Genomic DNA, 15,614 nt, shown 5'->3' with positions numbered 1-15,614 from the left:
ACCGGCCGTCCGCACGGGCGGCGGCTTCGGTGGCGGGAGCCTTGGTCGTGCCCGGTCGGGTGCTCCGGCTCGTACGGCCGTCCACACCGGGCCGGGGGCGCGGTGCGGAGGGGCCGTCCTCACGGTTGCGGGTCAGCGCCGGATTTCCACCGGCTTTCCCCGATCGGGTACGGATGAAGTTGTCCCGCACACCTTAACCGGCGCCCGTCAGGGCACTCGCTCGCACGTACGAGCCGGCACCGCGCCGGGCGGAAACCAGCCGCGCCCGGGAACGAACCAGTGCTGTCCCCGCCACGAACCGGCTCTGTCCCCGCCACGAACCAGCGCTGCCCCCGCCACGAACCGGCCGCGCCCCCGTGTGCGAACCGGCCGCGCCCCGGGGACGGATCAACGCTGCCCCGCCCACCGGGCAGGACCGAGCGCCCGCGTCCCCGCCCTCACACCGCCTGGTACCGCACCGGATCGGACCCGGGCACCCGCTCCGCCTGTCCCTGCTTCACCAGACGGCGCAGATGGGCCTCCGCCTCCGAGACGGCGATATTGCGGGAGGCGTAGGGAATCTGGTCCCAGGGGCGGTTCCACTCCATGGCCATGGCGAGCTGCCAGGCAGTGCGGGGCTCGCGGAGCAGCGCCCGCAGCTGGGAGAGCCGTGCTTCGTGGTGGGCGAGGAGCTCGCGGACACGTCCGCCGGCGTCGGTGAAGGCGTGCTGGTGGGCGGGCAGCACCTCGGCGGGGGCGAGCCGGCCGACGTGGGCGAGGGAGTCGAGGTAGTCGCCCAGGGGGTCGGGGACGCCCGCCGGGCTCGCCACTTCTCGCCCGCTCCCGGCTTCGCAGGGGGAACCCCCGTCGCCCTCCGGGTCCTCGTACAGGCCGATGTGCGGGGTGATGCCGGGGAGGAGATGGTCGCCGGAGAAGAGCCGGCCGAAGCCGCGGGACCCGCCCGAGGGGTGCTCCTCCTCCAGATGGAGGCAGACATGCCCCGGGGTGTGCCCGGGTGTCCAGATGGCGCGCACCCGGCGCCCCGGCAGATCGAGCAGCTCGCCGGGGCCGATGTCACGGTCCGGCAATGCGGCCCCCTGTCCGGGCAGCTTCCGGCCGCGCCCCTCGGCGCGCGCCTTCCGCAGCGGTGCCAGATGCCCGTCCGGTGCGCCCGCCGCCGCGAGCCGGGCGGTCAGCCGGTCGAGCCACCGGCCCGGATCGGCCTCGCGGGTGCGGCGGACCACGGCGGTGTCCGCGGCGTGCATCGCGATCCAGGCGCCGGAGGCCTCCCGCACCTTGGCCGAGAGTCCGTGGTGGTCGGGGTGATGGTGCGTGATCAGGACGCCGTGGAGATCGGCGAGGGCGAAGCCGCAGGCGCCGATGCCGGCGACGAGGGTGTCCCAGGAGTCCGGGTCGTCCCAGCCGGTGTCGATGAGCGCCGGGCCGCGGTCGGTCTCCAGGAGGTGGACGAGGGTGTGGCCGAGCGGGTTGTCCGGGATGGGGACGGCGATGCTCCACACCCCGCCCTTGTGGTCGGTCACCTGCGTCGTCATCCCGGTCCCCTCTCGGTGTGGCATACACCTGGTGCCCGGCCCTCACTATAACTAGAACGGGTTTCATTGCGGCTCGAAGTACCCCTTCCTCTCGGGGGAGTTGGTATTTGGCCGGCGCCGTGGACTCCTCCAACTAGAACTGGTATCAGTTCTGATGCAGTGCGTGATCCTGACGCCACGTCAGGAAGCATCCCGGGGCCGACTCGTCCGGGAGCCCCAGGAACCGTCAGGGATCGCCGAACAGGCGGCCAACCCGCAGGAGGCGGCAGCGATGAGCGACCTCGTCGAGCACGGAAAGCTCTACATAGGCGGTGAGTGGGCCGATCCGGCCGCCCGGGACACGATCGAGGTCGTCTCGCCCCACACCGAGCAGGTCATCGGCCGGGTGCCGCATGCCTCGCGCGCCGATGTCGACCGCGCGGTGGCCGCGGCCCGTTCGTCTTTCGACTCCGGGGTGTGGGCGAACGCGCCGTTGGCGGACCGGATCGCGGTGGTGACCCGTATCAAGGACGCCTTCGCCGCCCGCAGCGAGGAGATCGCCAAGGTCATCAGCTCCGAGAACGGCACGCCCTTCACCTCGGGCGTCATGGTGCAGTCGCTGGCCGCGATGCTGGTGTGGGACGCGGCGCTGACGGTGGCCCGTGACTTCCCCTTCGAGGAGCGGCGGAACGGGGTGCTGGGTCCGCTGCTGGTGCGGCGGGAGCCGGCCGGGGTGGTCGCGGCCGTGGTGCCGTGGAACGTCCCGCAGTTCACCGCCGCCGCCAAGCTCGCACCGGCACTGCTGGCCGGCTGCTCGGTGGTGCTGAAGGTGTCCCCGGAGACCCCGTTGGACGCGTACCTCCTCGCGGAGATCGCGACGGAGGCCGGGCTGCCGGAAGGGGTGCTGTCGATCCTGCCCGCGGACCGCGAAGTCAGCGAGTACCTGGTCGGGCACCCGGGTGTGGACAAGATCTCGTTCACCGGATCGGTGGCGGCGGGCAAGCGGGTCATGGAGGTCGCGGCCCGGAATCTCAGCCGCGTCACGCTGGAGCTGGGCGGGAAGTCCGCGGCGGTGATCCTGCCGGACGCGGATCTGGACGCGGCGGTGGCCGGCATCGTGCCGTTCGCCTGGATGATCAACGGTCAGGCCTGTGTGGCCCAGACGCGGATCCTCGCCCCGCGCAGCCACTACGACGAGATCGCCGAACGGTTCACCGCGGCGGCATCCGCGCTCACCGTCGGCGACCCGCTGGATCCGGCCACCGAACTCGGCCCGCTGGTCGCCCGCCGCCAGCAGGAGCGCTCACTGGACTACATCGAGCTCGGCCGGAAGGAAGGAGCCAAGCTCCTCACCGGCGGCGGCCGGCCCCAGGGGCAGCCGACGGGCTGGTACGTCGAGCCGACCCTCTTCGGCGAGGTCGCCAACTCCATGCGGATCGCCCGCGAGGAGATCTTCGGCCCGGTCATCTGCCTGCTGCCGTATGACGACGAGGCGGAGGCGGTACGGATCGCCAACGACTCCGACTACGGGCTCTCGGGTTCCGTATGGACGGCAGACGTCGACCACGGCATCGAGATCGCGCGGCAGGTGCGCACCGGTACGTACTCGGTGAACACCTTCAGCATCGACATGCTCGGCCCGTTCGGCGGCTACAAGAACTCCGGCATCGGGCGGGAGTTCGGGCCCGAGGGCTTCGGCGCTTACCTGGAGCACAAGATGATCCATCTGCCGGCGGGTGCCTGATGGGGGACCGCTGGCAGGTGGAGGTGGACCGGGGCGTGTGCATCGGCTCGGGGTTGTGCGTCGCGGCGGCGCCGGAGGGCTTCCGGCTGGACACCGCCCGGCAGTCGCACCCGGCGGCGCCGGAGACGGATACCGACGAGAGCGTGCTGGCCGCGGCCGAGGGGTGCCCCGTCGAGGCGATCACCCTGACCGTGGCCGGCAGCGGCGAGGCGGTCTTCCCGCCGGAGGAGTGAGGGGTGCCCCCGGGGTGGGGGAGGCCCGTAGGGGGTGTGGGTGGTGGTCCCGTAGGGGGTCGGTGGACCCCTTGCGGGCCAACTACCCGTGGGGGTGGCGGGGTGAACGCTCGCGGTCCGGCGAGGTGAGGTCGATCAGCCGGCAGACCGTCTCGATGTCTATCTTCACCTGGGCGATCGAGGCGCGTCCGGACAGCCAGGTGATCAGTGCCGAGTGCCAGGTGTGCTCGATGACCCGGACCGCGGAGAGCTGTTCGGGGGTGGCGGGGCCGTCCAGTCCCATCGCGTCGAGGATGATCGCGGTGGTCAGCCGGGAGACGGTGTCGACCTCGGGGCTGACGGAGCGGTCGGCGAAGGTCAGCGCGCGCACCATCGCGTCCGCGAGATGCGGCTCGCGCTGGAGTGCGCGGAACGCCCGCATCAGGGTCTGGGCGACCCGCGCGCCCGGGTCCTGCTCCGACGGCGGACGCTTGCGCAGGGTCTCGTGCATGTGCTGGAGCTGGTCCTGCATGGTGGCGACCAGCAGATGCACCTTGGAGGGGAAGTAGCGGTAGAGGGTGCCCAGCGCGACGCCCGAGGACTCGGCGACCTCGCGCATCTGCACGGCGTCGAAGCCACCACGGGACGCCAGCTTGGCGCTGGTGTGCAGGATGCGGCGGCGCCGGGCCTCCTGACGCTCGGTCAGGGGAGGACTCGCGGGAAGCGTCGGCCTGGCCGCCTTGGATTCCGTAGTCATATTTCCCATTCCGTGGCATTCCGTCCGCGATGCGGCGAGTGCCGGTGGTGTGATCGGCACAGCATGGCAGGGGGGCGGGTGGTGGCGCGAATCACCTGGTGCGGCTCTTTTCGCATCGTTCTCGGCCGGTAGATTCGAAGCTCGGTGAACTGATGAGTAGCCAATCAGTTCTGAAACTTGTTCTAGATTACCGCCAGCGGTTACGCTCCGGCGAAAGTCCAGTGAGAAGGGGGCCGAGCGTGACCGCAGAGGCCGTCCAGGCAGCCGCGCCTCGCCCCGCAGAGGCCTCCTCGGCCTCCGCCCCGTCGAACGGTGAGCGTCCCCTGCGCATCGCGATGCTCACGTACAAGGGGAACCCGTTCTGCGGCGGTCAGGGCGTCTATGTACGCCACCTCTCGCGCGAACTGGCCCGTCTCGGCCACACCGTCGAGGTCATCGGCGCCCAGCCCTACCCCGTCCTCGACGACGGGGTGACCCTGACCGAGCTGCCCAGCCTCGACCTCTACCGCCAGCCGGACCCGTTCCGTACGCCGAAGCGCGGCGAGTACCGCGACTGGATCGACGCCCTCGAGGCCGGCACGATGTGGACCGGCGGCTTCCCCGAGCCGCTGACCTTCTCCCTGCGGGCCCGGCGCCATCTGGCCGCCCGCCGCGGCCAGTTCGATGTCGTCCACGACAACCAGACCCTCGGCTACGGCCTGCTCGGCGGTCCCGACGCGCTCGGCGCCCCGCTGGTCACCACCATCCACCACCCCATCACCGTCGACCGCCGGCTCGACCTGGAAGCCGCCGGCGGCTGGAAGCGCCGCGCCTCCGTCCGCCGCTGGTACGGCTTCACCCGTATGCAGAAGCGCGTCGCCCGGCGGCTGCCGTCCGTGCTGACCGTCTCCGGCTCCTCCCGCCAGGAGATCGTCGACGACCTCGGGGTGTCCGCCGGCCGGATCCATGTGGTGCATATCGGCGCCGACACCGACCTGTTCGCGCCAGATGCGTCGGTGCCCGAGGTGCCGGGACGGATCGTCACCACCTCCAGCGCGGACGTGCCGCTCAAGGGCCTGATCCACCTGGTCGAGGCGCTCGCCAAGGTGCGCACCGAGAACCCCGACGCGCATCTGGTGGTCGTCGGCAAGCGCGCCGACGACGGGCCGGTCGCCGCCGCCATCGAGCGGCTCGGGCTGTCCGGCGCGATCGAATTCGTCAAGGGCATCACCGACGGCGAACTCGTCGATCTGGTCCGCAGCGCCCAGATCGCCTGTGTCCCCTCCCTCTACGAGGGCTTCTCGCTGCCCGCGGCCGAAGCGATGGCCACCGGCACCCCGTTGCTGGCGACCACCGGCGGCGCCATCCCCGAGGTCGCCGGGCCGGACGGCGAGACCTGTCTCGCGGTGCCGCCGGGTGATGCCGACGCACTGGCGGGCGGGCTGCTCCGCCTCCTGGGCGACGAGACGCTGCGCCGCCGGCTCGGCGCGGCCGGCCGGGAACGGGTGCTGTCCCGCTTCACGTGGCGCCAGGCCGCCCTCGGCACCGCCGAGCGCTACCGCGAGGCCATCGCCCTCCAGGGCGGCCGGGCCGCCACCAGAACCTCCCTGCGGGCCGCGTCCGCAGGGGCCGCCGGCGCCGCGCCCGCCCCGAGCCCCGCCGGACACGTCTAGCGGCCCGCCCGGCCCCTCCTCCTTCTTGCAGCCACCACCGCCACCAACCGCCGGACGAAAGCAGAACGCCGTGCTGACCGTCGACTTTTCCCGTTTCCCGCTCGCTCCGGGCGATCGTGTGCTCGATCTGGGGTGCGGCGCGGGCCGGCATGCCTTCGAGTGCTACCGGCGCGGCGCGCAGGTCGTCGCCCTCGACCAGAACGGCGAGGAGATCCGCGAGGTCGCCAAGTGGTTCGCCGCGATGGAGGAGGCGGGCGAGGCCCCGGCGGGCGCCTCCGCCACCGCCATGGAGGGCGATGCGCTGAACCTGCCGTTCCCCGACGACAGCTTCGACGTCGTGATCATCTCCGAGGTCATGGAGCACATCCCCGACGACAAGGGGGTGCTGGCCGAGATGGTCCGGGTGCTGCGGCCCGGCGGCCGGATCGCGGTCACCGTCCCGCGGTACGGCCCCGAGAAGGTCTGCTGGACGCTCAGCGACGCCTACCACGAGGTCGAGGGCGGCCACATCCGCATCTACCGCGGTGACGAGCTGCTCGGCAAGATGCGGGAGGCCGGGCTGGAGCCGTACGGCACCCACCATGCGCACGGGCTGCACAGCCCCTACTGGTGGCTCAAGTGCGCCTTCGGGGTGGACAACGACAAGGCGCTGCCGGTGCAGGCGTACCACAAGCTGCTGGTCTGGGACATCATGAAGAAGCCGCTGGCCACCCGGCTCGCCGAGCGGGCGCTCAACCCCGTCATCGGCAAGAGCTTCGTCGTCTACGCCACCAAGCCGCATCTGCCCGAGGCGGCGGCCGCCACCGATGCGGGCGAGCCGGCCGACGAGGCCACCGCCGGTCCCGCCACGAAGGCCACCAAGGCCACGAAGCCGGCGGCCAAGTCCTCCGCACCGCGCCGGAAGTCCGCGCAAGGCGCCAAATCCGGCGCCACGTCCGGCGCCACGTCCGGCGCCATGTCGGGCGCCGCATCGGGCACCAAGGCGCCGGCCAAGCCCGCCTCCAAGTCTTCCGTCAAGTCTTCCGCCAAGCCCTCCGCAGGGGCCGCCAAGTGACAAGTCCCGGGCGTACCGAACGGCTCGTCCTGCCGGGGGTGCTCACCGCCGAACAGGCGGCCCGCACGGTGGCCGGCATCCTCGCGACCCAGCGGTCGGACGGCGCGATCCCCTGGTTCCGCGGCCACCACCTCGACCCGTGGGACCACACCGAGGCCGCCATGGCCCTGGACGCGGCCGGTGAACACGAGCGTGCCGAGGCCGCGTACGACTGGCTGGTACGGCATCAGAACCCGGACGGGTCCTGGTACGCGGCCTACGCCGACGGTGACGCCGAGGCGCCCACCGACCGCGGCCGGGAGACCAACTTCTGCGCCTACCTCGCGGTCGGCGTCTGGCACCACTACCTGTCCACCGGCGACGAGGCCTTCCTCGACCGCATGTGGCCCGCGGTCCATTCGGCGGTCGAGTACGTGCTGGAGCTCCAGCAGCCCGGCGGCGAGATCGGCTGGAAGCGCGAGGACGACGGCACGCCCGTCAACGAGGCGCTGCTGACCGGCTCGTCGTCGATATACCAGGCGCTGCGCTGTGCGCTCGCCCTCGCCGAACAGCGCGAGGAGCCGCAGCCCGACTGGGAGCTGGCGGTCGGCAGCCTCGGCCATGCGATACGCAGCCACCCCGAGCGGTTCCTCGACAAGGCCCGCTACTCCATGGACTGGTACTACCCGATCCTGGGCGGCGCGGTCCGCGGCGCCGCGGCCAGGGAACGTATCGACGCGGAGTGGGAGCACTTCGTCGTGCCCGGCCTGGGGGTGCGCTGTGTGCTGCCCAACCCCTGGGTCACCGGCGGCGAGAGCGCGGAACTGGCGCTCGCGCTGTGGGCGATGGGGGAGTCCGAACGGGCCGTACAGATCCTCAAGTGGATGCAGCACCTCCGCGCCGAGGACGGCATGTACTGGACCGGCTATGTCTTCGACGACGACGCGATCTGGCCCCGCGAACTCACCTCCTGGACAGCCGGTTCGCTCCTGCTCGCGGTGGCCGCTCTGGGCGGCGACGAGGCCACCACCTCGGTCTTCGGAGGCGAGCGGCTGCCGGAGGGACTCGCTCCGGACTGCTGCCGGTAGGAGGCCGGCGGGAGCCCGGCAGGGACGCGCCGAAAGGGGAGGACGAGCCGAGGAGGGGCGCACTACTGTGCGACACATGACTCTCCAAGGCTCCCTCACCCACGAGGAATACTGCGCTCAGCTCCTCGCCGAGACCGGCAGGCTCCGGGACATCGTGCGGACGGCCGACCTCTCGGCGACCGTGCCGACCTGCCCCGACTGGACGCTGGCCGACCTCGCCCGGCATGTGGGGGGTGCGCACCGCTGGGTCGGCACGATCGTCGCCACCCGCGCTGCGAAGAGCGTCGACCCCGCGGACGTCCCCGACGGCGCCGGGCCCGAGGGCGGGGACGCGGCGGCGCTGGACGCCTGGCTGGCGGCGGGTGTTGAGCAGACCGTGGCCGCGCTGCGGGAGGCCGGCCCCGATACGGAGGTCTGGAGCTGGACGCCGGAGCAGAACACGGGGTTCTGGGCCCGCCGGATGACCCATGAGACGGTCGTCCACCGGGCCGATGCGGCGCTCACCGCCGGTGTCCCCTTCGATGTCCCCGCCCCGGTCGCAGCGGACTGCCTGGAAGAGTGGCTCCAGATCGGCGAACTGCCCATGGTGGCGGCCCGCTTCGCCGAGCGCGGGGCCGGACTGCTCGGCCCCGGCCGCACGCTTCACGTCCACGCCACCGACGCCCCGCCCGGCGTGGACGCCGAGTGGCTGCTCGACCTCACGGGGGAGACGCCCACCCACCGCCGCACCCATGAGAAGGCGGCGGTCGCGCTGCGCGGCCCCCTCACCGATGTGCTCCAGGTCCTCTACCGCCGGCTGCCCGCCGACAGCGACCGGGTCGAGGTGCTCGGCGAGCGCGCCCTGCTCGACCAGTGGCTGACGTACGCGTCCTTCGGGTGAGCGGCACGGCCGCGGTCAGGAGTTGAGCTCGGCCAGGACCCGTAGCGTGTGCGGATCCGGGGCGGTGATCAGCAGATCGGTGACCGGTCCGGCGCGCCACAACTCCAGGCGTTCGGCGATCCGTCGGCGTGGGCCGACCAGGGAGATCTCGTCGGCGAAGGCGTCCGGTACGGCGAGTACCGCCTCTTCCCTGCGGCCCTCGAGGAAGAGCTGTTGCACCCGCCGGGCCTCCTCCTCGAAGCCCATCCGCGCCATCAGGGCGGCGTGGAAGTTCTTGGCGGCGTGCCCCATCCCGCCGATGTAGAAGCCGAGCATCGCCTTGACCGGCAGCAGGCCCTCGGCGACGTCGTCGCAGACCACGGCCCGTGCCATGGGGGCGATGAGGAAGCCGTCCGGGGCGTCCGCCAGCGACGCCCGGTAGACGTCGGTGCGCTGCGGCGACCAGTACAGCGGCAGCCAGCCGTCCGCGATCCGGGTCGTCTGGGCGATGTTCTTGGGGCCCTCGGCGCCCAGGAGGAGCGGAATGTCCGCCCGCAGCGGGTGGGTGATGGGCTTGAGCGGTTTGCCCAGGCCGGTGCCGTCCGCACCACGGTAGGGGTGCGGGTGGAAGAGCCCGTCCGTCTCCACCGGCCCCTCCCGGCGCAGGACTTGGCGGATCACGTCCAGGTATTCGCGGGTGGCGGTCAGCGGGCTCTTGGGGAACGGCCGCCCGTACCACCCCTCGACGACCTGCGGTCCGGACAGCCCCAGGCCCAGCAGCAGCCGGCCGCCGGAGAGATGGTCGAGGGTGAGGGCGTGCATCGCGGTGGCGGTGGGGGTGCGGGCCGCCATCTGTGCGATACCGGTGCCCAGTTTGATGCGGGAGGTGTGGGCGGCGATCCAGGTGAGTGCGGTGAAGGCGTCCGACCCCCAGGCCTCCGCGGTCCACACCGAGTCGTAGCCCAGCCGCTCGGCCTCCTGGGCGAGTTCGACGTGCCGGGGGTCCGGGCCGCGTCCCCAGTAGCCCAGTGCCAGACCGAGTCGCATACCGATCGCCTCTCTTCGACGGGCGGTGGCCGAGTGGTACCGCAACGCCGGCGCCGCCGTCCGAAGTATTTCTGACGGCACGTCAGGATTGCCGGGTGCCCGCGCACTGTACGGCCGGGCCGCCGGCAGCGCAACGGCCGCCGGCAGCGCAACGGCCCCCCGCCCGTGAGGGCGAGGGGCCGCGAAAAGGACCGCTGTGCGTCCGGTGTCAGCCGCGCTGGATGCCGGTGGTGTCCTGGAGGACACCGCGACGGCCGTCCTGGGTCTGGGCGATCAGGGCCTGGCCGCGCTGCTCCACCGCGAGGTACCAGGTGCCGGGCGCCAGTTCCGCGATCGGCGCCGGTGAGCCGTCCTCGCCGTACAGCGGGCGCGCGACGGGTACCGCGAACCAGAAAGGCGCGAAGTCCGCGGGGGCACCGGCCGCAGGGGCGGCTCCCATGGGGGCGGCTCCCGCCTGGCCGCCGGCCGTGCCGTCGGCCGGTGCCTGCTGGCCGTAGGGCTGGCCGGGCTGGGGCTGCTGCTGGCCGCCCGGGTAGCCGTAGCCGTGGCCCGCCTGCTGCTGGGCGCCGGGGTAGCCGTAACCCGGGTTGGGGCCCGCGCCGTAGGGGGCGGCGGCCTGCGGCTTCGGGGCGCCGACCAGGGCGACCTTGAGGGCCGGGACGAGCGGCGTGGCGACGGCGCCACCGGCCAGGATCAGGGCGGCGATCACGCCGATGATCAGGCCGGCGCCGGCACTGCCGATGGAGATGATGGTCCAGAGCGCCGTCCAGGCCGCGAAGACGGTGAGAGCGACACCGAACTGGGCGAGGTCGAGACCGGCCACCTTGCGCGGCTGCTGCTGCGGCAGCGCACGGCTGACGATGATGACCGCCGCGCCGATCACCCCGGCCAGGTACACGCTCATGAGGGTGTTCAGCGACTCCCAGGCGTTGATGCTGGAGTAGTCCTGGGCTTCGCAGTACTTGGCGAGCGCGCCGGAGCAGTCCGGGCTGCCGGTAAGAGCGAGGAACGAGGCGATGAACAGCAACACCGCTGCTCCGATCACCACGCCGTCACCTCGAGTGAGGGAGCGGATGTTCACGTAAGGGTCCTTTGTCGGTTTCGTGGGTCCGGTCGTCGCTGTCGCGGTGCGCGCAGTGCGAGGCACGGCGGTGGCCACCCATCGTAAAGGGGAACCTGTCGCCGAATCCTGCGGGCCGTCCTGTTCGTTTCCCCGCACTATCGGCACGACGTATCGGGGCCGGTATCGGGCGGGTTTCGGAAGCCGTTGCCGGCGGTCCGTCAGCGCGTCAAGAAGTCCGTAATGCCCTCGGTGATCCCGCGGGCCGCTTTTTGCCGCCACCGGGGGTCGGTCAATTGCGCGGCGTCCTTCGGGTCGCGCATATTGCCGCACTCGATGAACACCTTCGGCACCGTGGAGAGGTTGAGGCCGCCGAGATCGGAGCGTACGTCGAGCCCGGTGCCCTGGCCGATGTAATTGGACGGCGCGCTTCCGGTGGCTGCGCGGAACCGGCCGGCCAGCCGTTTCCCCAGTTGCTTCGAGGGCGCGACGATCGCGGCGGTGTCGGCCGGGCCGTCCGTCACGCGGGCGGGAAGGATGACATGGAAGCCGCGGTTGCCGGCGCCCGAGCCATCGGCGTGGAGGGACAGCGCGGCATCGGCATGCGCCTTGTTCCCGATGGCGGCCCGCTCGTCCACGCACGGCCCGTACGGGCGGTCGCCGTTCTGGGTGAACACGACCTCGGCGCCCGCGTCCTGGAGGAGGGTGCGGGCGCGGCGGGCGACGTCCAGGGTGAACGAGGCCTCGGCGTAACCGTCGTTGGTGGAGGTGCCCGTGGTGTCGCACTCCTTGCGGTCGTTGCCTATGTCCACCTGTCGGGCGATCTCCTGGCCGTGCTCGCTGTTGTGCGGGTTGTGACCGGGGTCGATCACCACGACCTTGCCCTTGAGGCTGCCGTGCGGACCGCCCTTGCCGGAGTCACCGCCGGAACCATGGCCGTGGGAGCCCCGGCCGCTGTCCTTGCCGGCCGGCTCGTGGCTGCCGCCGCCGGATCCGCCCGTGCCGTCGGCCCCGTTCTCCGCCGACCGGCCCGGTCCGGGCTGCCCGGCCCTCGGCGGCCCGCCGCCGTCGCCCGACGACCGCCAGACCAGCCAGCCCCCCAGGCCGACGACCACCACGACGGCCGCTATGACGAGGAGGGTGCCGCGCAGGCGGCGGTGCGGGGGGAGAGTACTGCCGTTCGACACGTCGGCGATCGTAGCCCGCTCAGACGCCGGCCCGGGTGCGCCGCAGTACGCGCAGCGACCGGTGGGCGGAGATCTCGGTGAAGGCGCCGGACTCCAGGGCCCTGCGGTAGATGCGGTACGGGGCCTGGCCCGTCCACTCGTCGACCGGGTCCGGGAACACGTCGTGGATCACCAGCAGGCCGCCGGGCGCGAGATGCGGCGCCCAGCCCTCGTAATCGGCGGTGGCGTGTTCGTCGGTGTGCCCGCCGTCGATGAAGACCAGGCCCACCGGCGTCTGCCAGATCGCCGCGACCTGCGGTGACCGGCCCACCAGGGCGATCACCTGCTCCTCCAGGCCCGCGGCGTGCAGGGTGCGGCGGAAGGCGGGCAGGGTGTCCATCCGGCCGACCTCGGGGTCCACGACGGCCGGATCGTGGTAGTCCCAGCCGGGCTGCTGCTCCTCGCTGCCCCGGTGGTGGTCGACGGTGACGGCCATGACCCCGGCGGCACGTGCGGCGTCCGCGAGCAGGATCGTGGACCGGCCGCAATAGGTGCCGACCTCCACCAGCGGCAGCCCGAGCGTGGCCGCCGTTGCCGCCGCCGCGTACAGCGCGAGGCCCTCGTCCACGGGCATGAAGCCTTTCGCCGCCTCGAACGCGGCGAGGATCTCCGGCTGCGGAGCGGTCGGAGCCGTGGGAGCGGGCATGGGCTTCCTCCTGGTGGTGCGGTCAGGGCCTCATCGTGCCGTACGGGGCGGGGCGCCCGGTGTGCGGGTCACCCCCTTCCGGCATTCGGATATCGGCACGGGGCTCCTTTCTCCGTGCGTCGGGGAACCTGGCTCTTCCCGTCGCTTCCGGCCGGGTTCCCGCCGGTTTCCGGTCTGTTCCCGACGCTTTTATCGTCGGTCGTTTCCCTGGTGCCCGAAAGCGACAATTCGCGGCGGGGGAGGGGTGGGGAGGGAATGGCGGCTCGCGGTGGTGTGCGGGGACTCGCACCGGAATTCACCGGACCGTTTCCTGTTCGCATCCGAAACGTTCCCTGGGGAATCCCGGATGGTTCGGAACGGTGCGGGGCGGCCCAGGGCGGTCCCTGGCGGTCCCTGGTGGCGGCGGGCCGTCGCTACCCGGGGTGTCCGAGGGGTGGAGCGCGCTCCGTGCTTCGCGTCCGCGCTCCGGGCTTCGCGTTGTGCGCTCCCCGCGCTCCGGGGCGCCCGGCCGCACCCCGCCCCGGCTCTGACCTTCCGTCAGAATGCAACGTGTTCTAATCTGCCCCGCATGGGCATCGGAATCACACCGGAGCAACGTGACCTGGCCGAGGCAGTGGGCGGGTGGGCCGCCCGTGCCGTGCCGCCCGACGAGGTGCGCAAGCTGCTCGACGCCGCGCACGGGCAGCAGGGGCGGCCCCCGTACTGGGACCAGCTCGCCGCGCAGGGCCTGCTCGGGCTTCATCTGCCCGAGGCCGACGGCGGCGGTGGCGGTGAACTGCTCGACCTCGCCGTCGTCCTGGAGGAACTGGGCCGCGCCCCGCTCCCCGGCCCGTATCTGCCGACCGCCCTCGCCGCCGAACTGCTGCACCGCGGCGGCGGCCACCGGCCCCTCGTACGGGCCCTGGCCGGCGGGGAGCGCATCGCCGCCGTCGCCCTCGGCCCCGGCTCCCTCACCGCCACCGCGCACGCCGACGGTTACGTCCTGGACGGCACCGCGCCCCCGGTCCTGGCCGGCGCCGACGCGGATCTGATCGTGCTGGCGGCGCGGACCTCCACGGACACCGTCTGGCTCGCCGTCGACGCCGGGACACTGTCCGTACGCGCCCAGGAGAGCGCCGATCCGACCCGGCCGACCGCCGAGGTGGGCGCGGACGGGGTGCCGGTGCCCGGCGAGCGGCTGCTGGCCGTCGACAGCGGCCTCGTCCGTGACGTCGCCGGGGTGCTGTTCGCCGCCGAGTGCTGCGGGACGGCCGCCCGGTCGCTGGGCACCGCCGCGGAACACGCCAAGGTGCGCGAGCAGTTCGGCCGTCCGATCGGCCAGTTCCAGGCGGTCAAACACCTCTGCGCCGACATGCTCGTCCGCTGCGAGCAGGCCCGCGCCCTGGTCTGGGACGCGGCCCGCGCACTGCACGAGCCGCCCGAGGTCCGCGGACTGGTCGCGGCGCTGGCCACCGGTACCGCCCTGGACGCCGCCTTCAGCTGTGCCAAGGACTGCATCCAGGTTCTCGGCGGCATCGGCTTCTCCTGGGAACACGACGCCCATCTCCATCTACGGCGGGCGACCGCGGCCCGTCAGCTGCTCGGCAGCGGTGACACCCACCGGCTGCGCGCCGCCCGTTACGCCGCCGACGGCGCCCGGCGCGCACTGCACCTGGAGCTCCCCGCCGAAGCGGCGGACCACCGGGCCGCCGCCCGCACGGCCATCGACGGGGTCCGCGGCCTCGACCCCGCGGCCGTACGGCGCGCACTCGCCCCCACCGGCTATGCCGCGCCGCACCTCCCCCGGCCCTACGGACTGGGCGCCGGACCCGTACAGCAGCTCGCGATCCAGCAGGAGCTGGCCGCCGCCGGGGTCCGGGTCAGCGATCTGGGCATCGCCACCTGGGTGGTTCCCTCGCTGATCGCCCACGGCACCCAGGAGCAGCAGGAGCGCTATCTGCTGCCGTCGCTGCGCGGCGATCAGCTGTGGTGCCAGCTCTTCTCCGAGCCCGAGGCCGGTTCGGACCTGGCCTCCCTGCGCACCCGCGCCGAGCGGGTGGACGGCGGCGGCTGGCGGATCAACGGCCAGAAGGTGTGGACCTCGGCGGCGCAGTGGTCGAGTCACGGCATCCTGCTCGCCCGCACCGACCCCGACGCGCCCAAGCGCAAGGGCCTGACCTTCTTCCTCGTCGACATGAAGACGCCCGGTATCGACATCCGCCCGCTGAAGGAGATCACCGGCGACGCCCTGTTCAACGAGGTCTACTTCGACGATGTGCTGCTGCCCGCCGACGCGGTGGTCGGCGAGGTCGACGACGGCTGGAAGGTGGCCCGCACCACGCTCGACAACGAACGCGTCCACATGGCCGATCAGTTGACCTTCGACACCGGACTGGAGGCGCTGCTCGGCCGTGCCGCCGCGCTGGACGCATCGGTGCGGGCGAAGGTGGGCGCGCTGGCCGCCGAGGCGCACGCCCTGGGCTGTATCGCCCTGCGCACCACCCTCCAGCAGGTCTCCGGGCTGGAGCCGGGAGCCGGCGCCAGCATCCGCAAGCTGGTGCAGACCCCGCACCAGCAGAAGGTCGCCGAGCTGGCGCTGGAACTGCTCGGCCCTGCGGGGGCGGTGCGCGAAGGGGCCGGCGAACGGGCGCTGCACGGCTTCTTGATGTCGCGCTGTCTGACCATCGCCGGCGGCACCACCCAGGTGCAGCTGAACGTCGTCGCGGAGCGGCTGCTCGGCCTGCCCCGTGACCCGGAGCCCCGCCCCCTGATCTGACTCCCTGATCCGACTCCCTGAATC

At 72.6% G+C, this 15,614-nt stretch carries 12 protein-coding genes, 1 pseudogene and 1 riboswitch; of the genes and pseudogenes, 7 read left to right on the top strand and 6 right to left on the bottom strand.

The window, feature by feature from the left end; all coding sequences use genetic code 11:
• Positions 1-36: 36 nt before the first annotated feature.
• Positions 37-216: riboswitch (cobalamin riboswitch) on the bottom strand.
• 221 nt (positions 217-437) lie between these two features.
• Positions 438-1,532, bottom strand: a complete 1,095-nt coding sequence (locus IF67_RS0130420) for an MBL fold metallo-hydrolase (RefSeq protein WP_030991097.1) — start codon at positions 1,530-1,532, stop codon at positions 438-440.
• A 271-nt stretch (positions 1,533-1,803) separates the two neighbouring features.
• Here IF67_RS0130420 and IF67_RS0130415 point away from each other — a divergent pair, with 271 nt between their 5' ends.
• Together IF67_RS0130415 and IF67_RS0130410 are read left to right on the top strand one after the other, a co-directional pair.
• Positions 1,804-3,255, top strand: a complete 1,452-nt coding sequence (locus tag IF67_RS0130415) for an aldehyde dehydrogenase (protein ID WP_030991095.1) — start codon at positions 1,804-1,806, stop codon at positions 3,253-3,255.
• Positions 3,255-3,488 (top strand): ferredoxin, encoded by a 234-nt coding sequence (locus IF67_RS0130410; protein ID WP_030991093.1) that lies wholly within the window; start codon positions 3,255-3,257, stop codon positions 3,486-3,488. The genes IF67_RS0130415 and IF67_RS0130410 overlap by 1 nt, the downstream gene beginning before the upstream one ends.
• 82 nt (positions 3,489-3,570) lie before the next feature.
• Here IF67_RS0130410 and IF67_RS0130405 read toward each other — a convergent pair whose 3' ends face one another.
• Complete coding sequence (locus tag IF67_RS0130405) at positions 3,571-4,224, bottom strand: TetR family transcriptional regulator (protein ID WP_037840044.1); 654 nt, start codon at positions 4,222-4,224, stop codon at positions 3,571-3,573.
• A gap of 239 nt (positions 4,225-4,463) precedes the next feature.
• On the opposite strand from IF67_RS0130405, the gene IF67_RS0130400 reads away from it, so the two are divergent.
• From IF67_RS0130400 to IF67_RS0130385, 4 genes and pseudogenes are all read left to right on the top strand, one after another.
• Entirely contained in the window at positions 4,464-5,876 is a 1,413-nt protein-coding gene (locus tag IF67_RS0130400; protein WP_030991091.1) for a glycosyltransferase family 4 protein, read from the top strand.
• A 70-nt stretch (positions 5,877-5,946) separates the two neighbouring features.
• Positions 5,947-6,684 (top strand): annotated as a pseudogene (locus IF67_RS0130395) (methyltransferase domain-containing protein); the annotation flags it as partial.
• Between the two features lie 242 nt (positions 6,685-6,926).
• Positions 6,927-7,997 carry a prenyltransferase/squalene oxidase repeat-containing protein gene (locus IF67_RS0130390; RefSeq protein WP_030991088.1) on the top strand — a complete coding sequence of 357 codons (1,071 nt, stop codon included), beginning with the start codon at positions 6,927-6,929 and terminating at the stop codon, positions 7,995-7,997.
• A gap of 76 nt (positions 7,998-8,073) precedes the next feature.
• Positions 8,074-8,877 (top strand): maleylpyruvate isomerase family mycothiol-dependent enzyme, encoded by an 804-nt coding sequence (locus IF67_RS0130385; RefSeq protein ID WP_030991086.1) that lies wholly within the window; start codon positions 8,074-8,076, stop codon positions 8,875-8,877.
• 15 nt (positions 8,878-8,892) lie between these two features.
• Here IF67_RS0130385 and IF67_RS0130380 read toward each other — a convergent pair whose 3' ends face one another.
• From IF67_RS0130380 to IF67_RS0130365, 4 genes are all read right to left on the bottom strand, one after another.
• The gene (locus IF67_RS0130380) at positions 8,893-9,903 is read right to left on the bottom strand and encodes an LLM class F420-dependent oxidoreductase (protein WP_030991084.1); all 1,011 of its coding nucleotides are present in this window, start codon (positions 9,901-9,903) and stop codon (positions 8,893-8,895) included.
• Positions 9,904-10,111: 208 nt separating this feature from the next.
• A complete protein-coding gene (locus tag IF67_RS0130375) occupies positions 10,112-10,984 on the bottom strand; it encodes a DUF5336 domain-containing protein (RefSeq protein WP_030991082.1) in 873 nt (290 codons plus the stop codon).
• Between the two features lie 200 nt (positions 10,985-11,184).
• Positions 11,185-12,150 (bottom strand): N-acetylmuramoyl-L-alanine amidase, encoded by a 966-nt coding sequence (locus IF67_RS0130370; protein WP_030991081.1) that lies wholly within the window; start codon positions 12,148-12,150, stop codon positions 11,185-11,187.
• Positions 12,151-12,169: 19 nt separating this feature from the next.
• The gene (locus IF67_RS0130365) at positions 12,170-12,835 is read right to left on the bottom strand and encodes a class I SAM-dependent methyltransferase (RefSeq protein WP_030991080.1); all 666 of its coding nucleotides are present in this window, start codon (positions 12,833-12,835) and stop codon (positions 12,170-12,172) included.
• Positions 12,836-13,403: 568 nt separating this feature from the next.
• Between IF67_RS0130365 and IF67_RS0130360 the strand changes: the two genes are divergently transcribed.
• Positions 13,404-15,590 carry an acyl-CoA dehydrogenase gene (locus IF67_RS0130360; RefSeq protein ID WP_030991079.1) on the top strand — a complete coding sequence of 729 codons (2,187 nt, stop codon included), beginning with the start codon at positions 13,404-13,406 and terminating at the stop codon, positions 15,588-15,590.
• Positions 15,591-15,614 lie beyond the last annotated feature (24 nt).

The sequence above is a fragment of the Streptomyces sp. NRRL S-1813 genome, assembly GCF_000719605.1.
Taxonomy (GTDB): Bacteria; Actinomycetota; Actinomycetes; order Streptomycetales; family Streptomycetaceae; genus Streptomyces; species Streptomyces decoyicus.
Note: the sequence above shows the minus strand (reverse complement) of the source record. Positions and strands in the feature narration are given on the sequence as shown.

Excerpts from the sequence above, each read along its gene's own strand:
- IF67_RS0130420 (WP_030991097.1), bottom strand. The coding sequence starts at position 1,532 with ATGACGACGCAGGTGACCGACCACAAGGGCGGGGTGTGGAGCATCGCC.
- IF67_RS0130415 (WP_030991095.1), top strand. The coding sequence starts at position 1,804 with ATGAGCGACCTCGTCGAGCACGGAAAGCTCTACATAGGCGGTGAGTGG.
- IF67_RS0130410 (WP_030991093.1), top strand. The coding sequence starts at position 3,255 with ATGGGGGACCGCTGGCAGGTGGAGGTGGACCGGGGCGTGTGCATCGGC.
- IF67_RS0130405 (WP_037840044.1), bottom strand. The coding sequence starts at position 4,224 with ATGACTACGGAATCCAAGGCGGCCAGGCCGACGCTTCCCGCGAGTCCT.
- IF67_RS0130385 (WP_030991086.1), top strand. The coding sequence starts at position 8,074 with ATGACTCTCCAAGGCTCCCTCACCCACGAGGAATACTGCGCTCAGCTC.
- IF67_RS0130380 (WP_030991084.1), bottom strand. The coding sequence starts at position 9,903 with ATGCGACTCGGTCTGGCACTGGGCTACTGGGGACGCGGCCCGGACCCC.
- IF67_RS0130365 (WP_030991080.1), bottom strand. The coding sequence starts at position 12,835 with ATGCCCGCTCCCACGGCTCCGACCGCTCCGCAGCCGGAGATCCTCGCC.
- IF67_RS0130360 (WP_030991079.1), top strand. The coding sequence starts at position 13,404 with ATGGGCATCGGAATCACACCGGAGCAACGTGACCTGGCCGAGGCAGTG.